Here is a 21,082-nt window from a genome sequence, read left to right on the forward strand (position 1 = left end):
TCCCCCTTGCGCGAGGGCTCCGCGCGTCGCGTGATGGCGTCGGCTGAACGAAACGGGGCCGTCCGACATTCCATGTCCATGCGCGCCTTCGCCCACCTGCTGGATCGGCTGTCCCTGACCAGCTCGCGCAACGCCAAGCTGACCCTGATCGAGGACCACCTGCGCCAGACGCCGGACCCCGACCGGGGCTACGCCCTGGCGGCCCTGACCGGGGCGCTGTCGTTCAACGCCGCCAAGCCGGCCTTCATCCGCAAGGCGGTCGAGGCGCGGATGGACGCCCAGCTGTTCGCCTGGTCCTACGACTATGTCGGCGACCTGGCCGAGACCGTCGCCCTGGTCTGGCCGGCCCCCTCTTCCAGAAAATGGCCTGGCGCCAACCGCCCGCCCGAGCTGTCCGAGGTGATCGAGGCCCTGCACTCGGCCTCGCGCACCGAGGTCCCGCGGCTGATCGAGGGCTGGCTGGACGCCCTGGATCCCGACGGCCGCTGGGCGCTCTTGAAGCTGATGACCGGCGGCCTGCGGGTGGGCGTGTCCTCACGGCTGGCCAAGCAGGCCTGCGCCAATTTCGGCGGGGTCGAGATCGGCGAGATCGAGGAGGTCTGGCATGCGATGGAGCCGCCCTATGGCGATCTCTTCGCCTGGCTGGAGGGCCGGTCCGAGCGCCCTTCGCCCGACGCCCCGGGCCGCTTCCGGCCGGTGATGCTGGCCCAGCCGATCGACGAGGCCGTCGACTTCGCCAAGCTGGATCCGGTCGACTACATCGCCGAGTGGAAGTGGGACGGCATCCGCGTCCAGGCGGTCAGCGAGCGCGGCCAGAGGCGGCTCTACACCCGCACCGGCGACGACATCTCGGCCGCCTTCCCGGATGTGGTCGAGGCGCTGGACTTCGAGGGCGCGATCGACGGCGAGCTCTTGGTCCTGCGCGACGGCGCCCTGGCCCCGTTCGGCGACCTGCAGCAGCGGCTGAACCGCAAGACGGTCGACGGCAAGCAGCTGGCCAATTTTCCGGCCGGCATCCGCGCCTACGACCTGATGCTGGACGGCGAGGAGGACGTTCGGTCCTTGCCGTTCGTCGCGCGGCGCGCGCGGCTGGAGGCGTTCGTGGCGCGACTGAAGACCGCCCGCATCGACCTCTCTCCACTGCAGCCTTTTTCGACCTGGGAAGAGCTGGCCGCCCTGCGCCTGGACCCGCCCGAGGGTGACGCGCGGCTGTCGGAAGGCCTGATGCTGAAGCGCCGCGACAGCGTCTACGAGCCGGGCCGCCCCAAGGGCCCGTGGTTCAAATGGAAACGCGATCCGCACCTGATCGACGCGGTTCTGATGTACGCCCAGCGCGGCCACGGCAAGCGGTCCAGCTTCTATTCCGACTACACCTTCGGCGTCTGGCGCGAGGACGAGGAGGGCCGGCGCGCCCTGACCCCGGTGGGGAAGGCCTATTTCGGCTTCACCGACGAGGAGCTGAAGCAGATCGACAAGTTCGTCCGCGACCACACGATCGAGCGCTTCGGCCCGGTGCGCTCGGTGCGGGCCGACCTGGAGTTCGGCCTGGTGTTCGAGGTCGCGTTCGAGGGCTTGCAGCGCTCGACCCGGCACAAGTCCGGCGTCGCCATGCGCTTCCCGCGCATCAACCGCATCCGCTGGGACAAGCCCTCCAGAGAGGCCGACGAACTGGCGACCCTGGAGGCGATGCTGGACTAGTGGGCGGCGGCTCCGGCCGAGGCCGTCGTCCCGGCGCCGGTCTGGAACAGCTTGCCCTTCTCGGTCGCCAGCACCGTCAACAGGCCCGCCAGGCCGAAACCGAGGAAGCCCAGGGTCAGGGGAATGGTCGTGCCGTCGTAGAGCTGGCCGATAAAGAAGCCGAACACCGCCCCGCCGATCGTGGTGATGAAGCCCTGGATCGAGGCGGCCGCGCCGGCCACGTGGCCCAGCGGCTCCATGGCGATGGCCCCGAAGTTCGACATCACGAGGCCGAAGCAGAACATCATGCCGGCCTGCAGCAGGGCGAAGGTCAGCAGGGTTTCATGTCCGGTCTTGGCCACCACTGCGTGGACGCCGGCGAAGGCGATGAAGCCGATCAGGGCCCAGTGCGAGACCTTGCGCATGCCCAGCTTCTCGACGATCCGCGAGTTGAGCAGAGACGAGACGGCCATGGTTCCGGCGATGCCGGCGAAGACCAGCGGGAAGATGTCGCCGGCGTGCAGCACCTCGGCGAACACCTGCTGGGCCGAGTTCAGGAAGCCAAACAGGCCCGACAGCACCAGGGCGGCGGCCAGGGTGTAGCCCATGGCGATGCGGTCGGTCAGGGCGGTCTTGAAGGCCGAGCTGACCCCGGCGACCGAGATCGGAATGCGGTCTTCCGGGTGCTGGGTCTCGGGCAGCTTGATCGCCGCCCAGGCCATGACGATCAGGCCGAAGATCGACAGGATCCCGAAGATCCAGCGCCAGGACGCGAACAGCATGATCGCCATGCCCAGCGAGGGAGCGATGATCGGCGTGGCCAGGAAGACGATGAAGGCCAGCGACATCACCCGCGCCATCTGGCGGCCGGCATAGCAGTCGCGGACGATCGACACCGACAGCACCCGCGTCGAGGCCGCGCCCAGGCCGGTCAGGAACCGGGCGACCAGCAGCATCTCGAACGAGGTCGAGAAGGCGCAGAGGGCGGCGAAGACGGTGTACAGCGCCAAGCCCACCATCAGCACCGGCTTGCGGCCATAACGGTCGGCCAGCGAGCCATAGGCCAGCTGGGCCACGCCGAAGCCCAGCAAGTACGAGGTGATCACCCACTGGCGCGCATTGGGATCGTGCACGCCCAGCGCTTCGCCGATGTGGGGCAGGGCTGGCAGCATGGAGTCGATGGCTAGGGCGTTGGTCGCCATCATCGCCGCGATCAGGGCGACGAACTGGCCAAAGCCCATGCCGGGATGCGGCGATGGCTTGGTATCGGACATGAATCTTCTCGCGTGGACTGACGCCCCAGCCACGAGACGTGTCCCGCGCGATATAGGGGTTGGCGCCGGCGACGCCACCCATAAAAGCCGCGGTCAGCCGTTGAAGGCCCGGATCGCCTCGATGATCTTCTGCTGGTCGGCCTCGCCCAGATAGGGGTGCATCGGCAGGGCCAGCACCGTCTCGGCCTTGGCTTCGGTGACCGGCAGGCCGCCCGCGCCGCGCGGGAAGTGGGCGTAGGGCGCCTGCAGGTGCATGGGGACGGGGTAGTAGACCGCCGTCGGAATGCCCTGCGTCTTCAGGTGGGCGGCCAGGCCGTCGCGGTTCTCGTGCTCGATCACGTACTGGGCCCAGACCGAGACGCCGCCGTCGATCACGGCCGGGGTCGCGATCACCGCGCCCTTCAGCCCCTCGGCGTAGCGGTTCGCCACGACCTGACGCAGTTCGATCTCCTCGGCGAAGAGCGCCAGCTTCTCGATCAGGATCGCCGCCTGGATGGTGTCGAGGCGCGAGTTCATGCCGATGCGGGTGTTCAGGTACTTGGGGTCGTGGTCGAAGGTCTTGCCCGCCAGGTCCGGACCGACCGCCTTGCCGTGGACGCGGTAGCTGTCCATCAGGTCCCACAGCGTGGCGTCGTTGGTCAGCACCGCCCCGCCGTCGCCGTAGCAGCCCAGCGGCTTGGCCGGGAAGAAGCTGGTGGTGGCCACGTCCGCCCAATGCAGCGGGTGCTTGCCATCCAGCGTGCAGCCGAAGCCCTGGGCGCTGTCGGAAATCAGCTTCAGGCCCTCGCGGTCGCAGATCGCCTTGATGGCCGGATAGTCGGCGGGCTGGCCGAACAGGTCGACGGCGATGACCACCTTCGGTGTCAGGCGGCCCTCGGCCTTCACCGCGGCGATGGCGGCGTCCAGCTTGGCGGGATCCAGGTTGAAGGTGTCCGGCAGGACGTCGACGAACACCGGCGTCGCGTCGACCCACGGCACGACTTCCGGCGTCGCGGCGAAGGTGAAGGACGGGCAGAACACCGCGTCGCCCCGGCGCACGCCCCAGGCCATCAGCGGCAGGACGATGGCGTCGGTGCCGTTGGCGCAGGATAAGGCCAGCTTGGCCTGGCCGAATTCGGCGAGCTTGGCCTCGAACTCGCGCACCTGCGGACCCATGACATAGGCGCCGCTGTCCAGCACCTTGGCGATGGCGGCGTCGATCTTGTCGCGGATCCGGCGCTGCTGCGCGGCGAGGTCGATGAAGGGCATGCTCATGGCGCGGCCTCTTATGCGCGGTTCATGACGAATTCGAGCCAATTGATGTAACCGACTGTTTCCCGCTTCAAGCGAGGTCAAGCGGAACCACGGCTCGGCCTTGCCGTTGACCGAAGCGCGCGGGGGCGCCTACGAGAGTTCCATGCAGACCAAACCCAGTGTCATCCCGGCGGATACGTCGCTGCCGTCGCTCGCGAACATGAAGGCCGACGAGACCATGCTCGGACACTTTCTGGATTGGCTGGGCGGCCTGGCGGTGAACCTGGTGGTCGCGGCCTTGACCTTGGCGGTGACCTTCTGGGTCGCCGGCTGGGCCGCGCGGTTCATGCGCCGGACGCTCAGCCGCGTCCACCGCAGCAATCCCGATCCGACCCTGGAGAGCTTCGCCGCCTCCTTGGCCCGCTACGCCGTGGTCGCCGTCGGCCTCGTGGCGGTGCTGCAGACCTTGGGCGTGCAGGCCACCTCGATCATCGCGGTGCTGGGCGCGGCCTCTCTGGCCATCGGCCTGGCCCTGCAAGGCGCGCTCTCGAACGTGGCGGCCGGCGTGATGATCCTGCTGTTCAGGCCCTACAAGGTCGGTGACGTCATCGAGACCGCGACCCGCCAGGGCACCGTCAAGTCGCTGGACCTTCTGTTCACCGAGATCGCCACCCCCGACAACGTCAAGGTGATGATCCCCAACAGCAAGGTGTTCGGGGACGTGATCCTGAACTACTCGTCCCACCGCAACCGGCGCGTGGACGTGCTGTTCAAGGTCCCGTTGAAGACCGACCTGGTGGCGGCGCTGAAGCGCCTGCGCGAGCGGGCCGAGAACGACCCGCGCATCCGCAAGGATCCGGCTCCGATGATCGAGGTCACCGACCTGTCGGAAGTCTTCGCCCAGGCCGCGATCCGCGTCTGGGTGGCGGCGGCCGATTTCGGACCGGTGAAGACCGACCTGATGCTGTCGGCGCATCTGCTGGCCGAGGATCCGGCGCGGGACGACCTGCCGCCGCCGCGCCCGACCAAGGCCAAGGACCCCTCGCCGGCCATGCCGGGCGAGGGCGAGCACCATCATCTGCTCAGCCTGATAAAGCCGCGTCGAGGTCGGAAATCAGGTCCCGGCAAGACTCAATCCCCACCGAAAGCCGGATGAGGCCGTCCGAAATCCCCAAAGCCGCGCGCTGATCGGCGGGGATCGAGGCGTGGGTCATGATCGCCGGATGCTCGATCAGGCTCTCGACCCCACCCAAGCTCTCGGCCAGCGTGAACAGGCGCGTGCGTTCCAGCATCTTGCGGGCGGGCGCCAGACCGCCCTTCACGTCGGCCGAAATGATGCCGCCGAAGCCGCCGACCATCTGGCGCTTGGCCAGATCGTGCTGGGGATGGCTCTCCAAGCCTGGATAGATGATGCGCTCGATGGCCGGATGCCTTTCCAGCCAGCGGGCGATCTCCAGGGCGCTTTCGCAGGCGCGCTGCATGCGCAGGGCCAGGGTCTTGACCCCGCGCAGCGCCAGGAAGCTGTCGAACGGCCCCAGCACCCCGCCGACGGCGTTCTGCAGGAACTTCATCTGCTCGGCGAGGGCGGCGTTGTCGCCGACCACCGCCACGCCGGCGACCACGTCGGAGTGGCCGTTCAGGTACTTGGTGGCCGAGTGCATGACGACGTCGAAGCCCAGCTCCAGCGGCCGCTGGATATAGGGGCTGGCGAAGGTGTTATCGGCGACGGTGATCAGGCCGCGCGCCTTGGCCAGGGCGGCGATGGCCGCCAGATCCGCCAGCCGCAGCATCGGGTTCGTCGGCGTCTCCACCCAGATCATCCGCGTCGCCGGGGTGATGGCCGCCTCGACGGCCGAAAGATCGGCCATGTCGACGAAGCTGAAGGTCAGCCCCGCCGAGCGCTTGCGCACCTTGTCGAACAACCGGAACGACCCGCCATAGAGATCGTCGCTGGCGATCACGTGCGCGCCGCTGTCCAGGGTCTCCAGGATCGTCGAGGCCGCCGCCAGGCCCGAGGCGAAGGCGAAGCCCGCCGTCCCGCTCTCCAGGTCGGCGATGCAGCGCTCGAAGGCGAAGCGGGTCGGGTTGTGGCTGCGGCTGTACTCGAAGCCCTTGTGCTCGCCAGGGCTGGCCTGGGCATAGGTCGAGGTGGCGTAGATCGGGACCATCACCGCGCCCGTGGTCGGGTCGGGATACTGGCCGCCGTGGATGGTCCGCGTGGCGAAGTCCAGGCGGTTCTTGCCGGGGGTGTCGGTCATGCGGCTCCTTAAGCGCTGAGGCGCAGGTGGTTGATCAGATCAACCCGGGTGATCACACCTAGGAACTCCTCGCCGTCGACAACAAGGGCCACCTCGTCGCGATCGAACACCTCGGGCAGGTCGTCGACCGATTGGTGGGCCTGCAGGGTCTTGACGTCGCGGGTCATGGCCTGGGCGACCGGCGTCTTGAACTTCAGGTCGCGATCATCGTCCTCGACCGCGGCCAGGATGTCGCTCTCGTCGAGGATGCCGACCAGCCGGCCATGGTCGACGACCGGCAGCTGGCTGATGTCGGACGAGCGCATGCGGTTGTAGGCGGTCAGCAGGGTGTCCTCGGGGCCGATGGCGATGACCCCGCCCTCGGCGTAGCGCTTGGCGATCAGGTCGCGCAGGTCCCCGTGCATCTCGCGCCCGTCGAAGCCGTGCGCGGCCAGCCACAGGTCGTTGAACATCTTGGTCAGGTACTTCGAGCCCGTGTCGCAGACCAAGGTCACCACCCGCCGTGGCGCGGTCTGCTCGCGGCAATAGCGCAGCGCCGCCGCCAGCAGGCAGCCCGAGGACGAGCCGGCCAGGATGCCCTCCTTGCGCAGCAGCTCGCGAGCCGTGCCGACGCTCTCGCGATCGCTGATCGAATAGGCCTTGGACACCAGGTCCATCTGGGCGTTAGCGGGAATGAAGTCCTCGCCGATGCCCTCGACGATCCAGCTGCCCGCCTCGCCGAAGGTCCTGGTCTCGACATAGTCGCGCAGGATCGAGCCTTCGGGATCGGCCAGCACCATCTTCGTCTTGGAGGAGTTCGCCTTCATGTAGCGGCCGACGCCGGTGAGGGTGCCGCCCGAACCAACGCCGACGACGATGGCGTCGATGTCGCCGTTCATCTGGGCCAGCAGCTCGGGGCCGGTCGTCGTTTCGTGGGCCAGGGGGTTGGCCGGGTTCTCGAACTGGTTGGCGTACAGCGCGCCGGGGATCGACTGGGCCAGACTCTGGGCCATGTCCTGGTAGTATTCGGGATGACCCTTGCCGACGTCGCTGCGGGTCAGGCGCACGTCCACGCCCATGGCCCGCAGGTGCAGGATCTTCTCCCGCGCCATCTTGTCGGGGACGATCAGGATCAGCTTGTAGCCCTTCAGCGTGGCGACCTGGGCCAGGCCAAGGCCCGTATTGCCCGCTGTCGCCTCGATGATCGTGCCGCCGGGCTTGAGGCGACCGTCGGCCTCGGCCGCCTCGATCATCGCGCGGGCCACCCGATCCTTGATCGAGCCGCCGGGGTTCTGGTTTTCTAGCTTGAGGAAGAGCCGGCAGAGGCCGGTGTCGAGATTCTTCACCTCTACCATCGGGGTGCGGCCGATCAGGTCGAGTGCGGAACCGGCAATGCCGGGAAGTCCGGATTTGAGGTCGTTCATGGCGCAGCTCCGCCGCCGGGTGAAACGATTTCACCTAGGTAGGTACGGTTCGCGCAAGAAAGAAAGGCCGTTGGCGCGCTTATCTTGGATGGATCGTTCGGGATTTACGAAGGATCGGCCTGCTCATAGCGTCGCTTCATGACCGACGCCTTTGCCGCCGAATTCGAAGACCTGTTCCGGGCGACCTACCGGGCCGCGGTCAGGCGCGTACGCGACAAGCGCGAGCGGCTGTCGCCCGAGACCACGACTCTGCTGGACCATCTGGCCGCGGCCGGTCCGCTGACCGCCGGCGAACTCTCCCGCTGCCTCGACCGTGCCCCCAGCACCCTGACCGAGATGGTCGATCACCTGGTCGACAAGGGCCTGCTGACCCGCGACCGTGATCCGGCCGACGCCCGCCGCAGCCTGATCTGGCTGACCGACACCGGCCAGGCCGCCCTGCTGGAAAGCCGGAACGTGCTGGACCTCGACATCCTGGCCGCCGCCGGCGCGGGCCTCGCACCGGAACAGCGCCAGGCCCTCATCGATCACTTCCGGGCCTTCGTCGCCCACCTGAAAGGAACCCGCCCATGAGCCACAACTGCGAAAGCTGCGGCATGCCGATCGAGACCGGTTCCTACTGCCAGCACTGCGTCGACGAGGCTGGCGTACTGCAGGACTTCCCCACCCGCTTCGAGCGGATGGTGCAATGGCAGGAGCGGCGCGGCAGCCCGCGCGCCCAGGCCGAGCAGGAAACCATCGCCTACATGTCGAAAATGCCCGCGTGGAAGGACCACCCGGAGGTGCTGGCCCGCCTCTAGGCCGTACCGAGTGTGCCCCGCTGGTTTAGCCACTCCGTGGCGAACTTCTTCGACAGGCACACGTCCTCGAACACCACCCGGCGCAGCTGACCCAGCAGCTCGGGCGTGTCGTGGATAATCACGAAGGGGAAGCCGTTGGCCGAAAGGAATCCGTGGAGGAATCGCGAAAAGCGGTCGGCCTCTTCGGGGCCGGCCAAGCGGACTTCGGTTTCGGCGGCAGTGGGAACCATGAGCGTGGCCCTCTGTGGACGGACCAAGCCTTAACGCATGAACTCGCATTTGCGAACCAGCTTCGCCACTGCGAAATAAACTGTGATCACTTGTTCGGCTCCCGGGCGAGCCATGGCCCGCCCGGGAGCAGCGGATGCCTAGAGGATGGACTGGCCGGTCGAGGCCCAGTCCTTCAGGAACTGTTCCAGGCCCTTGTCGGTCAGCGGGTGCTTGTAGAGGTCGCTGAACACGGCCGGCGGGATGGTGACGACATCAGCGCCGACGATGGCGGCTTCCTTGACGTGGGCGGCGTTGCGCACCGAGGCCGCCAGGATCTCGGTCTCGTAGCCGTAGTTGTCGTAGATCGTCCGGATGTCGCGGATCAGGTCCATGCCGTCGAAGCCGTAGTCATCCAGGCGGCCGATGAACGGCGAGACGAAGGTCGCGCCGGCCTTGGCGGCCAGCAGCGCCTGGGTCGGCGAGAAGCACAGGGTGACGTTGGTCTTGATCTCTTCGTCGGCGAAGGCGGCGCAGGCGATCAGGCCGTCACGGGTCAGCGGGATCTTCACCACCACGTTCGGGGCGATGGCGGCCAGCTTCTTGCCTTCGGCGATCATGGCGTCGGCCGTGGTGGCGGCAACCTCGGCGCTGATCGGACCGGGGACGATGTCGCAGATCTCGGCGATCACTTCCAGCATCGGACGGCCCGACTTGGCGATCAGGGTCGGGTTGGTCGTGACGCCGTCGATCAGGCCGGTCGTGGCCAGGTCGGCGATGACCTTGGTGTCGGTGCTGTCGAGGAAGATCTGCATGGTCGCTCGCGCTGGATTTTCTGGAAAAGTTGGGCCTGGGTTTATCCCGCCGGGCCCGGCCGCGCCAGCATTTAGGCCTGAAATCCAGTCGCCACGAGCTGATCGGCCGTGCGTTCGACCGCCGTGCGCCAAGGCTCGGGCATGAAACCGAACGCCCGCTGAAGCTTGCCCGTGTCGAGGGGAGAGCGGGGCGGACGCGGCGCGGGCTCGGCGAACGCCGCCTGTGTGGTAGGTTCGACCCTCGCCCGGGTCAGCGGATCGCGGTCGATCGCGGCCTTGGCGAAGTCGAAGCGGCTGGTCTCGCCGGCGTTGGCGAAGTGGAACAGGCCGAACACGGGATCGCCGGTGGGCGCGGCGGCCCAGCGCGGCGCGGTCGCGACCAGGAACGCGGCCAGGGCCTCGCCGTCGGTCGGCGATCCGAACTGGTCGGCCACCACCTTCAGCACCTCGCGCTCGCGGGCCAGGTGCAGCATGAAGCTCACATAGTTGCGGCCGTAGCGGGAGAAGACCCACGAGATTCGCAGGACCGCCGTGCGCGGATGAGCCAGTACGGCCTGCTCGCCGGCCAGCTTCGAGCGGCCATAGACATTGATCGGTCGGGCCGTGTCGGTCTCGACATAGGGCCGGTCGGTCAGGCCGTCGAACACCGCGTCGGTCGACAGATGCACGAACGGCAAGTCGCGCTCGGCGCAGGTTTTCGCCATCTCGCCCGGCGCGATCGCATTGACGGCGAAGGCCTCGTCCGGCCGCGCCTCGGCCGGGTCGACCTGGGTGAAGGCGGCGGTGTTGAGAACCAGGTCGCAGTCGGCGGCCAGGATCGCGGCGCGGATCGCCTCGGGATCTTGCAGGTCGCAGTCGGCGCGGGAGAGAGCCATCACCTCGGCGCGCCCTTGGGCGCTGGCCTGGACGGCGGTGGCGACCTGGCCGGTCCTGCCGAACTGCAGGATCCTCATTCAGCCCATCTTCACTTGAGGGCCGGGACGCGATCACCCAGCACCTGGGCGACGAAGGCCCGCAGGTTGCCGCCCTTGAACAGATAGCCTGGCATGCCGGCGCGGTTGCCGGCCTCCACGTCGATGTGGCGGTCGCCGATGATCACCGCTTCCTCGGGCTTGAGGTTCCATTCGGCCAGGCCGCGCAGGACCATGCCGGGATTGGGCTTGCGATCGGGGTGGTCGGCGACGCGATAGGCCTCGACGATCGCCGTCTCATGGAAGGGCGAGTAGTAGAAGGCGTTGATCTGCCCTCCCAGCTCGGCCAGCTGGTCTTGCATGGCGTCGTGGAACCGGTCCATCGCCGCCTCGTCGAAATAGCCGCGGCCAATCCCCGACTGGTTGGTGACGACCAGGACCTTCAGTCCCGCCTTGGTCATCGCCGCCACCGCCTCGCGAGCGCCGTCGATCCACTCCAGCCGGGCCGGATCGAAAACATAGCCATGGTCTATGTTCAGGACGCCGTCCCGGTCCAGGAACACGGCCTTCAAGGGCGAAGCAACGGACGTGTCGATCATGACTTGAGCACTACTCCGGGCGGCGCCGAATCGCCAGAGCGACATCTTGGCCTGGACACACGATACGCTCTAGAAGGAGGCGCTTCTGGGAGCCTTCGATGACCAACGCCTTCGCCGACGCCGCCCGCCTGCGCGACCGCCTCAAGACCTGGGCGACCGAGGCCGCCTATCCGCTGTGGTGGGACAAGGGCGCCGATCCGGCCGGCGGCTTCTTCGAGAAGCTCTCGCTGGAGGGCGATCCGGTCCAGGGCCCACGTCGGGGCCGGGTCCTGCCGCGCCAGATTTATTCGTATTCTGTCGCCGGCGATCTGGGCTGGAGCGGCCCCTGGCGGAAGGCCGTCGAGCACGGCCTGTCCTTCTATCTGTCGAACTATCGTCGCCCGGACGGTCTGTTCCGCGCCCTGGTCGGACCTGACGGCGCCAGCCTGGACGACTCGGCCGCCCTCTACGACCAGGCCTTCGCGATGTTCGCCGCCGCCGCCGTGGCGCGGGTCGCGCCGGAGCGCGCGGACGCGATGCGCGCCCTGGCGACCGAGGTCCGCGGCAAGCTGATCGCCACGCGCAAGCATCCCCAAGGCGGCTTCTACCTGACCGATCCGCCCAGCCCGCCGCAGGGCTCCAACGAGCACATGCACCTGCTGGAGGCCTGCCTGGCCTGGTCCGAGATCGACGCCGATCCGGTCTGGCGCGCCCTGGCCGACGAGATCGCCGAGCTGACCTTGGCGAAGTTCATCCAGGCCGAGAGCGGCATGCTGCGCGAGTTCTTCGACCTGGACTGGAATCCCGCCTCCGGGCGCGAAGGCCGGATCTGCGAGCCGGGGCATCAGTTCGAATGGGGCTGGCTGCTGCTGCGCTGGGGCAAGCTCGCCGGCCGCGCCGACGCCACGGCCGCCGCCTTGCGGATGATCGAGGCGGGCGAGACCCACGGGATCAATCTGGAGAACGGCGTGGCGATCAACGCCCTGCTCGACGACTTCTCGATCGACGACGCCAACGCCCGCCTGTGGCCGCAGACCGAACGGATCAAGGCCGCGGTCCTGGCCGCCGAGATCACCGGCGAGGACAAGTATTGGGCGATGGCGGCGGCCGGCGCGGAGGGCCTGATGGCCTATCTGCGGACCCCGGTTCCGGGCGTCTGGCGCGACAAGATGCGGCCCGACGGCGACTTCATCGACGAGCCGGCGCCGGCCAGCTCGTTCTACCACATCCTCTGCGCGATCGTGGAGTTCGACCGGGCGGTCAGCGCGCATCCCGCCAAGGCGTGAACGGTTTGATGGAATGCGCGCCGGCGAAAGCTAGCGCGCCTTCGTGACCAGCAGGGTCGCCGCGCCGATGGCCCGGGCCCGGACCTCGGCCTCCAGCGGGATGATGGCGCCGGCGGCGTAGACGTCGCCGTCCATCTCCAGCACGCCTTCCAGCAGCTGCACGGTCGAGGCCGGCAGGGCGAAGGTCTCGCCGGCCGGGGCGCGGCGCAGCTCGACATCGAAGCCGTCGGTCGTGACCAGGGTCTCGATCCCGTTCGGCTGAGCGCTCTTGCGCGAGGCGATCGAGCGGCCCTTGGCCTTCAGGCCATCGACCAGGACCTTCACGGCCTGGCTGTCCTTGCGGTGGCAGACCAGCACCGCGTCCGGCTCGGCCACCACCACGATGTCGCTAACGCCGATCACCCCGACATAGGGACCGGTCGTGCGGACCAGGACGCCCGAGGCGCCATGCAGGTCGACATCGCCGTCCTGGGCGTTGCCGTCGTCGTCGCGGATCGAGGCTTCCCAGATGGCGTCCCACGCGCCCAGGTCGGACCAGGCGAAGGCGGCGGGGACGACCGCGGCTTTCGTGGTGTGCTCCATGATCGCGTAGTCCAGGGAGATCTTCTTGGCCTGGGCGAAGGTGTCGCGATCCAGGCGACCGATGCCGGCTTCCAATTCCAGCACCGCGATCGTCGCCTTGGCGGCGGCGGCGACGGTCGGCTCGAACGCCTCGAACTCGCCCATCAGGGTCGCGGCCTTGAACGCGAAGTTGCCGCTGTTCCAGAGATAGCCTTCCAGCAGATAGCGCTCGGCGGTCGCCTGGTCGGGCTTCTCGACGAAGGCGGCGACCGATCGCACCGAGCCATCCAGCAGCGCGTCGCCCGGGCGGATGTAGCCGAAGCCGGTGGCCGGCACGGTGGGCTGCACGCCGAAGGTGACGATCAGGTCGCTCTCGGCGGCCTTGGCGGCGGTGACCGCGGCCTCGCCGAAGATCTCCGGCTGGGCGATGTGGTGATCGGCGGCCAGCATCAGCACGACGCCTTCCGGATCCTGGTTTTCGACATAGGCGGCCGCCACAGCCACGGCCGGGGCGCTGTCACGCGCCTCGGGCTCGACCAGGATGGTCACCCAGGTGTCGATCTCGGCGGTCTGCTGGGCGACGAAATCGACCATGGCCTGGCCGGTGACGATGACGATCTCGGCCACGCCGGGAATGTCCTTCACCCGCAGCACGGTCTCCTGGAACGACGAGCGTTCGCCGACCAGCTTCAGGAATTGCTTGGGCTGGTCGCTGCGCGAAGCCGGCCAGAGACGCGTGCCTGAGCCACCGCACAGGATCACCGGATAGATCGAAGCCAAGATATGTCCCCACACTCTTCAGTCTTGCCCCCTTGATAGGGAGTCATTGCGAAGAGTGCTTAAAGGGAAAGTCCCGAGGAACGAAGAGTTTTCACCCGTTTGGCGTATTGGCGTGCAGCTCGGCCAACCAGGCATCCGCCGTGACGTCGGAAGGCATCCGCCAGTCGCCGCGCGGAGACAGGGCGCCGCCGGACGAAATCTTGGGCCCGTTCGGCACGGCCGATCGCTTGAACTGGTTGGCGAAGAACCGTTTCAGGAAAAGCTCCAGCCAGCGCTTGATCTCGGCCAGGTCGTAGGCGCGGCGGTCGTTCGCGGGCAGGCCCGCCGGCCAGCCGCCCTTGTCCGCGTCATGCCAGGCGCTCCAGGCCAGGAAGGCGATCTTGGACGGCGCCATGCCGTAGCGGGTCAGATAGTAGAGGTTGAAGTCCTGCAGGGCGTAGGGCCCGACGAAGCTCTCGGTCGCCTGGGTGACTTCGCCCGGCACCAGCTCCGGCGAGATCTCGGTGGCCAGGATGTCGTCCAGCAGGGCGGTGGTCGCCGCGTCGACATCGCCCGAATGGGCCACGAAGCGGATCAGGTGCTGGATCAGCGTCTTGGCCGCCCCGCAGTTGGGGTTGTAGTGGCTCATGTGGTCGCCGACGCCATAGGTGCACCAGCCCAGGGCAAGCTCCGACAGGTCGCCGGTGCCGACGACCAGGGCCGCGTTGTGGTTGGCCAGGCGGAACAGGTAGTCGGTGCGCAGGCCCGCCTGCACGTTCTCGAAGGTCACGTCATAGACCGGCTCGCCCCGCCCGAACGGGTGGTCGAGATCCTTTAGCATCTGGGTCGCGGCCGGCCGGATGTCGAGCTCGGCGGCGGTGACGCCGATCGCCCGCATCAGCGCCCAGGCGTTCGACTTCGTGCGGTCCGAGGTGGCGAAGCCCGGCAGGGTGTAGGCCAGGATGTTGGCGCGCGGCAGGCCCAGCTGGTCGACGGCCTTGGCCGCCACCAGCAGCGCCTGGGTCGAGTCCAGGCCGCCGGAGACGCCGATCACCAGCTTCTTCAGCCCGGAGGCCTCGAGCCGCCGAGCCAGGCCCTGGACCTGGATGTTGTAGGCCTCGTAGCAGTTCTCGCGCAGCTTGGCCGGGTCGGACGGCGTGAACGGGAAGCGCTCGATCGCGCGCGCCAGGGCCAGGTCGCCCTTCGGCGCGTCGAACACGAACGGCACGATGCGGAACGGGACCTTGGCCGGCGCCAGGGCCATGGCGTCGCCGAAGCTGCCGACCCGCATGCGCTCCTGGCGGATCCGCTCGACATCGACGTCGGCGAAGGTCCAGGCCGGACCGGTCGAGAACCGCGCGGTCTCGGCCAGCAGGGCGCCCATCTCGTGGATGTCGACATGGCCGTCCCAGGCCAGGTCCGTCGAACTCTCGCCGGCCCCGGCGGCCGAATAGACATAGGCCGCGATCATCCGCGACGACTGGCTGGCGCAAAGCAGGCGGCGGGTTTCGGACTTGCCGATGGTGATGTTGCTGGCCGAGAGATTCAGCAGGATTTCGGCCCCTGCCAGAGCCTGGGCCGTGCTGGGCGGGGTCGGCGTCCAGACGTCCTCGCAGATCTCGACGCCGATCGTGAACGGTGTCGGGCCGTCGGCCCGAAGCAGGATGTCGGTCCCGAACGGAACGGCCTGGCCGGCCAGGGTCAGGGTCTTGCCCGTGACGCCCGCGCCCGGCGTGAACCAGCGGCGTTCGTAGAACTCGCGATAGTTGGGCAGGAAGCTCTTGGGGACCACGCCCAGAACCTGGCCGCCCTGGATGGCCACTGCGGTGTTGTAGAGCCGGCCACCATCCCGCAGCGGGGCGCCGACCACGATCAGCGGCGCCAGCGCCTTGCTCTCGGTCGCCAGGGTCGCGATCGCGGCCTCGGCGGCGTCCAGCAGCGCTTCCTGCTGCAGCAGATCGTCGATCGTGTAGCCGGTCAGGCCCAGCTCCGGGAACACGATGACCGCCACGCCGGCCTCGTGCGCCTCGCGCGCCAGGGCCAGGACGCTCCGGGCGTTGGCGGCCGGATCGGCCAGTTTCACCTTCGGAACCGCCGTCGCCACGCGGACGAAGCCATGGCGATAGGGCGAGAAGAACGACGGACTACCCAAGGAACCGGCCTTTCAGGGTTATGCTGCAAATGAGCATAAGTCGGTCTCCAGCTATAACGCCTGCGGACGGTGTTGCATAGCGTCCTCGATACGTCGCCAGGACGCCCGCGCGGGTTGACCCTCGGGGGTTCCCATGCGACCTGCCCCCTCGCGCAGCCCTGCAAAACAAAGACAAGACGGAAGCCAACATGCCCGTTTCGCCCATCAAGATGGCCGACGCGATCCGCGTCCTTTCCATGGACGCCGTGCACAAGGCCAAGTCCGGACACCAAGGCATGCCGATGGGCATGGCCGACGTGGCGACCGTCCTGTGGGGCAAGTTCCTGAAGTTCGACGCCTCCAAGCCCGACTGGGCCGACCGCGACCGCTTCGTGCTGTCGGCCGGCCACGGCTCGATGCTGCTCTACTCCCTGCTTCACCTGACCGGCTTCAAGGCCGTGACGATGAAGGAGATCGAGAACTTCCGTCAGTGGGGGTCGCTGACCCCCGGCCACCCGGAAGTCCACCACACCCCCGGCGTCGAGACCACGACCGGTCCGCTGGGCCAGGGTTTGGCCACCGCCGTCGGCATGGCCATGGCCGAGGCCCATCTGGCCGGCCGCTTCGGCCATGACCTGGTCGACCACCGCACCTGGGTGATCGCCGGCGACGGCTGCCTGATGGAAGGCGTCAGCCACGAGGCCATCAGCATCGCCGGCCGCCTGCGCCTGAAGAAGCTGACGGTGCTGTTCGACGACAACAACACCACCATCGACGGCGAGGCGACGATCTCCGAGACCGGCGATCAGGTCGCCCGCTTCAAGGCCGCCGGCTGGGCCGTGAAGGTCGTCGACGGCCACGACCACGGCAAGATCGCCGCCGCCCTGCGCTGGGCCACCAAGCAGGACCGCCCGACCATGATCGCGTGCAAGACGCTGATCTCGAAGGGCGCGGGCCCCAAGGAAGGCGACCCCCACAGCCACGGCTACACCCTGTTCGACGACCAGATCAAAGCCGCTCGCGAGGCCATGGGCTGGGACGCCGCGCCGTTCACCGTGCCCGACGACATCGCCAAGGCCTGGAAGAGCGTCGGCCGCCGCGGCGCCAAGGTCCGCAAGGCCTGGGAAGCCAAGCTCGGGGCGTCCATCCACGCCAGCGACTTCACCCGCGCGATGAAGGGCGAACTTCCGGCCAACGCCTTCGAGGCCGTCGACGCCCACATCGCCAAGGCCCTGGAGACCAAGCCGGTCAACGCCACCCGCGTCCACTCCGGCGCGGCCCTGGATCACCTGATCCCGGCGATCCCCGAGATGATCGGCGGCTCGGCCGACCTGACCGGCTCGAACAACACCCTGGTCAAGGGCATGGGCGCGTTCGACTTGCCGGACTACACCGGCCGCTACGTCCACTACGGCGTGCGCGAGTTCGGCATGGCCGCGGCCATGAACGGCATGTCGCTGCACGGCGGCGTGATCCCGTATTCGGGCACCTTCCTGGCCTTCGCCGACTACAGCCGCGCCGCGATCCGCCTGGGCGCCCTGATGGAAGCCCGCGTCATCCACGTGATGACCCACGACTCCATCGGCCTGGGCGAGGACGGTCCGACCCACCAGCCGGTGGAACAGGTCGCGTCCCTGCGCGCCATCCCGAACCTCCTGGTTTTCCGTCCGGCCGACGCGGTGGAAGCCGCCGAGTGCTGGAAGGTCGCCCTGCAGCAGGCCCGCACCCCGTCGGTCATGACCCTGTCGCGCCAGAAGACCCCGCACGTCCGCACGCAAGGCGGCGATCTCTCGGCCAAGGGCGCCTACGAACTGCTGGCCGCCGAGGGCGGCGAGGCCGAAGTGACGATCTTCGCCTCGGGCACAGAAGTGGGCGTCGCCGTCGCCGCCCGCGATCTCCTGCAGGCCAAGGGCAAGCCGACCCGGGTCGTCTCGACCCCGTGCTGGGAGCTGTTCGCCAAGCAGGACGCCGCCTATCAGGCTTCGGTCATCGGCACGGCGCCCGTCCGGGTCGCCGTGGAAGCCGGCATCCGCATGGGCTGGGAGCGCTTCATCGGCGAGACCGGCAAGTTCGTCGGCATGAAGAGCTTCGGCGCCTCGGCCCCGTTCGAGGTGCTGTACCAGAAGTTCGGCATCACCGCCGAAGCCGTCGCCGAAGCGGCTCAATAGATCCGTCGGGCCTGGGGCGGACGCCTCAGGCCTCGACGACCCTACGCTCCAGCGCCGGCTGACCATGCCGGGTCGCCATGATCTCGCCGATCACCGCCACGGCCACCTCGAACGGGGCCTTGCCGCCCAGGTCGAGGCCGATCGGGGCGCGCAGCTTGGCGAGATCGCGGTCGGAAAGCCCGGCCGCCTTCAGCCGCGCCAGCCGCTCGGGCAGCCGGCGGCGCGCGCCTAGCAAGCCGACATAGGGCGCGGGCGAGGGCAAGGCCGCCCTTAGGGCCTCATGATCCAACTCCAGGTCATGGCCGCAGACGGCGACGGCGGTCCAGGCGTCCAGGCCGATCGCCGCCAGCGCTTCGCCGGCGGCGTCTCGGCGGTAGGCGACGTCCGGCAGCGGCGGCGGCGTCTCCGGCCCCTTGGGGCGGACCAGCGTGGTCTCGAAGCCCGATTGCGCGCCCAGGCTGGCCACCGCCAGGGCGGTCGGGTCGCCGCCCAGCACCACCAGGCGCGGGGCGGGATCGTAGGCGCGCTCGAACGCGCCGGTCCACGGCGCCTGGGGCTCCTCGACGCACAGCCGTCTCAGGCCGTCGCTGACCCAGAAGGCCGGGGCCCGGGCGGCGGCCAGGTCCAGCAGGGTTCGCGCCGCCGGATCGTCGGGCTCGATCTTCTCGACCAGGATTTCGATTCGCGCGCCGCACAGCAGGCGAATGTCCGGCCAGGGACTGCCCTCGCCATAGACCAGGCGCCGCGGCTGGCCGTCCGCCAGGCAGGCGCGGGCGTGGGTCTCAACGTCGGCCTCGATGCAGCCGCCCGACAGAAAGCCCGAAATAATATTTTTCCCGAACAACATCTGGGCGCCGACCGGGCGGGGACCGCCGCCGCCCAGGGCGATGATGGTGGCCAGGGCGGCGGGACCCCTGGAAAGCGCGACGGCCAAGGCCGGGCGGGCGTCGTCGGCCATCCCGTGCATCGGCCAGAGGGCGGCGGCGTCGTCTGAGCGGTCGTCGATCATCGGCGCGATATTAACCCCTCGGCAAGGTTCCAGAAACCTGATGTTCAAACCTTGGCGCGTACCGTTCGCCTCTGGTTGGTGTTTTGTCAGCGCGGATGGCGATGTCCATTTCGGTCTCAAAACTCGGTTTGGCTGCGGCCCAGTTCGGTCTCGATGGCGGAAGCTCATCGGCGCCGCGCGGCCGCTCGCCCGAAGCCGAAGCGCGCGACATGCTGACCATCGCCGCCCGCGCCCGCCTGTCCATGCTGGACGCTTCCGGCCTGTTCGGCCGCGCCGAGCAGACGCTGGGCGACCTGATTCCACGGCCGGTGCCGTTTCGCCTGACCATCGCCACGGCCCGCGCCGATCGCGGCCCCGACTTCGTCGAGGCCGAGGCCCGCGCCACCCTGCGCCGCCTGGGCGTCGAGCGCGCCGATCTCGATCATCGTCCATTCGCCCGCGGAGCTTTTCGGCCCGCACGGCGCGGCCCTGTGGGATCGCCTGCAGCGGCTGAAGGACCAGGGCCTGTTCGCAAAGGTCGGCGTCGCCGCCCACGCCAGCGACGACCCCGTCGGCGTGGCCAAGCGCTTCAAGCCCGATATCCTGCAGGCGCCGGCCTCGCTGCTCGACCAGCGCCTGCTGGCCGACGGCTCGCTGCAACGCATCGCCGGTATGGGCGTCGAGGTGCACCTGCGCTCGATCTTCCTGAACGGTCTGCTGTTCCTGCCGCCCGACCGTGTTCCGGCCCAGCTGAAGGGCGCTTCGGGCCGTCTGTCGCGCGTGCGCCGCATGATCGCCGAGGGCCGCTCGGATCCGCTTCAGGCCGCCCTGGGCTTCGCCCTGTCGCGCCCGGAAGGCTCGGCCGTGCTGGTCGGCTGCAACTCGGCCGCCGAACTTTCGGCCGTGGTCGCCGCCGCCTCGAGCCCGCCGCCGGACCTCGACTGGGACGAGATGGCGATCGACGACCCGGTCGCGCTCGACCCGCGACGTTGGGTCGCCTGACCCACACCTAGAATCGCCTGAGACAGTTCGAACGGCTTGATCGGCCGCGTGTCGTCGCGCGTTCGCGGCCGCGGATTGAGCTTATCGGGTAAGATCTTTTAATCGTCTGATTCACCTGGGTTTTATGAGTCTGGTCTAGCTTGGTCCTAACGAAGGGAGACCGCGTCATGATCCTCGCCGTCCTGCAGGCCCGCATGGGGTCGTCTCGCTTGCCCGGCAAATCGATGGCCACGCTCCAGGGCGAGCCGATGATCGTGCGCCAGCTGGAGCGCCTGCGCGGCGCGCGGACCCTGTCCAAGATCATCGTGGTGACCAGCACCGACGCGGCGGATGACGCCCTGGCCGGCTTCCTGGTCTCGCGCGGCCACACCGTCCATCGCGGGGCCGGCGCCGACATCCTGGCCCGCATCGCCCGCTGCGCCGACGCGATCAGCGCCGTCAGCCACGTGGTGCGCCTGAAGGGCGACGCGCCGTTTATGGATCCGGGCGTCATCGACGACGCCGTCCGCATGGCCCTGGCCAGCGGCGCCGACTACACGTCCAACCGCGTGCATCGCACCTTCCCGGCCGGCCTCGAAGTCGAGGTGATCAAGGCCGGCGTGCTGCGCCAGGCCGCCGCCGAGGAACGCGACCCGATGGCCCGCATCTCGCCGACCGCCGCCATCCGCAACCAGCCGCAGCGCTGGAGCCAGGCTCATCTGAAGGCCGCTCGCGACTGCTCGCGGCTGGACTGGCGCGTCAAGACCGCCGCCGACCTGGCCTTCGCCCGCTCGGTCTACGACGCTCTCCATCCGGTCGACCCGGGCTTCCGCATGGGCGACGTGCTGGATCTGGTCGAGAGCCGCCAGGACATCGCCCGCTTCGCGGCGTGAGCCCCGGGTAACAACTGGAACAGATAGCCGTCTTCCCGGCGAAAGCCGGGACCCAGATCGTAGAGCTGGGTGGCGCATACAGAAACGCCCGCGATCCTGTCCGGAACGCGGGCGCTCTTACATCTGGGCCCCGGCGTTCGCCGGGGAAGTGGAATGGGG

The 21,082-nt window shown here is 68.6% G+C and carries 17 protein-coding genes and 2 pseudogenes; 8 read left to right on the forward strand and 11 right to left on the reverse strand.

Translation table 11 applies throughout. From position 1 onward, the window contains the following. The first annotated feature begins 72 nt into the window (after positions 1-72). Complete coding sequence (locus MZV50_RS00820; protein WP_252632490.1) at positions 73-1,698, forward strand: cisplatin damage response ATP-dependent DNA ligase; 1,626 nt, start codon at positions 73-75, stop codon at positions 1,696-1,698. On the opposite strand, the gene MZV50_RS00825 is transcribed toward MZV50_RS00820, so the two are convergent. Both MZV50_RS00825 and MZV50_RS00830 read right to left on the reverse strand, forming a co-directional pair. Further along, on the reverse strand, positions 1,695-2,918 hold the full coding sequence (locus MZV50_RS00825; protein WP_436792236.1) for a multidrug effflux MFS transporter: 1,224 nt from the start codon (positions 2,916-2,918) through the stop codon (positions 1,695-1,697). The two genes, MZV50_RS00820 and MZV50_RS00825, sit on opposite strands and share 4 nt — an antisense overlap. Before the next feature lie 126 nt (positions 2,919-3,044). Continuing rightward, positions 3,045-4,205, reverse strand: a complete 1,161-nt coding sequence (locus tag MZV50_RS00830; protein ID WP_252632493.1) for a DegT/DnrJ/EryC1/StrS family aminotransferase — start codon at positions 4,203-4,205, stop codon at positions 3,045-3,047. A 142-nt stretch (positions 4,206-4,347) separates the two neighbouring features. Here MZV50_RS00830 and MZV50_RS00835 point away from each other — a divergent pair, with 142 nt between their 5' ends. After that, positions 4,348-5,340 carry a mechanosensitive ion channel family protein gene (locus MZV50_RS00835; protein WP_252632494.1) on the forward strand — a complete coding sequence of 331 codons (993 nt, stop codon included), beginning with the start codon at positions 4,348-4,350 and terminating at the stop codon, positions 5,338-5,340. Here the strand turns inward: MZV50_RS00835 and MZV50_RS00840 are convergent. Together MZV50_RS00840 and MZV50_RS00845 are read right to left on the reverse strand one after the other, a co-directional pair. Continuing rightward, on the reverse strand, positions 5,267-6,442 hold the full coding sequence (locus MZV50_RS00840) for a trans-sulfuration enzyme family protein (protein ID WP_252632495.1): 1,176 nt from the start codon (positions 6,440-6,442) through the stop codon (positions 5,267-5,269). The two genes, MZV50_RS00835 and MZV50_RS00840, sit on opposite strands and share 74 nt — an antisense overlap. 8 nt (positions 6,443-6,450) lie before the next feature. Further along, positions 6,451-7,845, reverse strand: coding sequence for a pyridoxal-phosphate dependent enzyme (locus MZV50_RS00845; protein WP_252632497.1), 1,395 nt, complete (start codon positions 7,843-7,845; stop codon positions 6,451-6,453). Between the two features lie 138 nt (positions 7,846-7,983). Between MZV50_RS00845 and MZV50_RS00850 the strand changes: the two genes are divergently transcribed. Together MZV50_RS00850 and MZV50_RS00855 are read left to right on the forward strand one after the other, a co-directional pair. Further along, positions 7,984-8,418: a MarR family winged helix-turn-helix transcriptional regulator gene (locus MZV50_RS00850; protein WP_252632499.1), complete on the forward strand. Its 435-nt coding sequence runs from the start codon at positions 7,984-7,986 to the stop codon at positions 8,416-8,418. After that, positions 8,415-8,645, forward strand: a complete 231-nt coding sequence (locus MZV50_RS00855; RefSeq protein WP_252632501.1) for a hypothetical protein — start codon at positions 8,415-8,417, stop codon at positions 8,643-8,645. The genes MZV50_RS00850 and MZV50_RS00855 overlap by 4 nt, the downstream gene beginning before the upstream one ends. On the opposite strand, the gene MZV50_RS00860 is transcribed toward MZV50_RS00855, so the two are convergent. From MZV50_RS00860 to MZV50_RS00875, 4 genes are all read right to left on the reverse strand, one after another. Further along, on the reverse strand, positions 8,642-8,875 hold the full coding sequence (locus MZV50_RS00860; protein WP_252632502.1) for a hypothetical protein: 234 nt from the start codon (positions 8,873-8,875) through the stop codon (positions 8,642-8,644). The two genes, MZV50_RS00855 and MZV50_RS00860, sit on opposite strands and share 4 nt — an antisense overlap. A 138-nt stretch (positions 8,876-9,013) precedes the next feature. After that, positions 9,014-9,667, reverse strand: a complete 654-nt coding sequence (gene fsa / locus MZV50_RS00865) for a fructose-6-phosphate aldolase (RefSeq protein WP_252632503.1) — start codon at positions 9,665-9,667, stop codon at positions 9,014-9,016. A 71-nt stretch (positions 9,668-9,738) separates the two neighbouring features. After that, positions 9,739-10,620: a dTDP-4-dehydrorhamnose reductase gene (gene rfbD / locus MZV50_RS00870; protein ID WP_252632505.1), complete on the reverse strand. Its 882-nt coding sequence runs from the start codon at positions 10,618-10,620 to the stop codon at positions 9,739-9,741. A gap of 11 nt (positions 10,621-10,631) precedes the next feature. Next, complete coding sequence (locus MZV50_RS00875; protein WP_252632507.1) at positions 10,632-11,177, reverse strand: D-glycero-alpha-D-manno-heptose-1,7-bisphosphate 7-phosphatase; 546 nt, start codon at positions 11,175-11,177, stop codon at positions 10,632-10,634. Positions 11,178-11,275: 98 nt separating this feature from the next. Between MZV50_RS00875 and MZV50_RS00880 the strand changes: the two genes are divergently transcribed. Next, positions 11,276-12,442, forward strand: coding sequence for an AGE family epimerase/isomerase (locus MZV50_RS00880; RefSeq protein WP_252632508.1), 1,167 nt, complete (start codon positions 11,276-11,278; stop codon positions 12,440-12,442). 30 nt (positions 12,443-12,472) lie between these two features. Here the strand turns inward: MZV50_RS00880 and MZV50_RS00885 are convergent, their stop codons facing one another. Both MZV50_RS00885 and MZV50_RS00890 read right to left on the reverse strand, forming a co-directional pair. Further along, entirely contained in the window at positions 12,473-13,783 is a 1,311-nt protein-coding gene (locus MZV50_RS00885; protein ID WP_252632510.1) for a mannose-1-phosphate guanylyltransferase, read from the reverse strand. Between the two features lie 91 nt (positions 13,784-13,874). Next, complete coding sequence (locus MZV50_RS00890) at positions 13,875-15,914, reverse strand: NAD(+) synthase (protein WP_252632512.1); 2,040 nt, start codon at positions 15,912-15,914, stop codon at positions 13,875-13,877. A 188-nt stretch (positions 15,915-16,102) separates the two neighbouring features. Between MZV50_RS00890 and tkt the strand changes: the two genes are divergently transcribed. Continuing rightward, on the forward strand, positions 16,103-18,061 hold the full coding sequence (gene tkt / locus MZV50_RS00895) for a transketolase (RefSeq protein ID WP_252632514.1): 1,959 nt from the start codon (positions 16,103-16,105) through the stop codon (positions 18,059-18,061). A gap of 25 nt (positions 18,062-18,086) precedes the next feature. On the opposite strand, the pseudogene MZV50_RS00900 reads toward tkt, so the two are convergent. After that, positions 18,087-19,179 (reverse strand): annotated as a pseudogene (locus MZV50_RS00900) (XdhC family protein). Between MZV50_RS00900 and MZV50_RS00905 the strand changes: the two are divergent. Both MZV50_RS00905 and MZV50_RS00910 read left to right on the forward strand, forming a co-directional pair. Continuing rightward, positions 19,172-20,051: pseudogene (locus MZV50_RS00905) on the forward strand (bifunctional regulator KidO). The pseudogenes MZV50_RS00900 and MZV50_RS00905 overlap by 8 nt on opposite strands. A 167-nt stretch (positions 20,052-20,218) precedes the next feature. Next, positions 20,219-20,923, forward strand: a complete 705-nt coding sequence (locus MZV50_RS00910) for a glycosyltransferase family protein (protein ID WP_252632516.1) — start codon at positions 20,219-20,221, stop codon at positions 20,921-20,923. The last annotated feature ends 159 nt before the right edge of the window (positions 20,924-21,082 follow it).

The sequence above is a fragment of the Caulobacter segnis genome, from assembly GCF_023935105.1.
GTDB lineage: Bacteria > Pseudomonadota > Alphaproteobacteria > Caulobacterales > Caulobacteraceae > Caulobacter > Caulobacter segnis_B.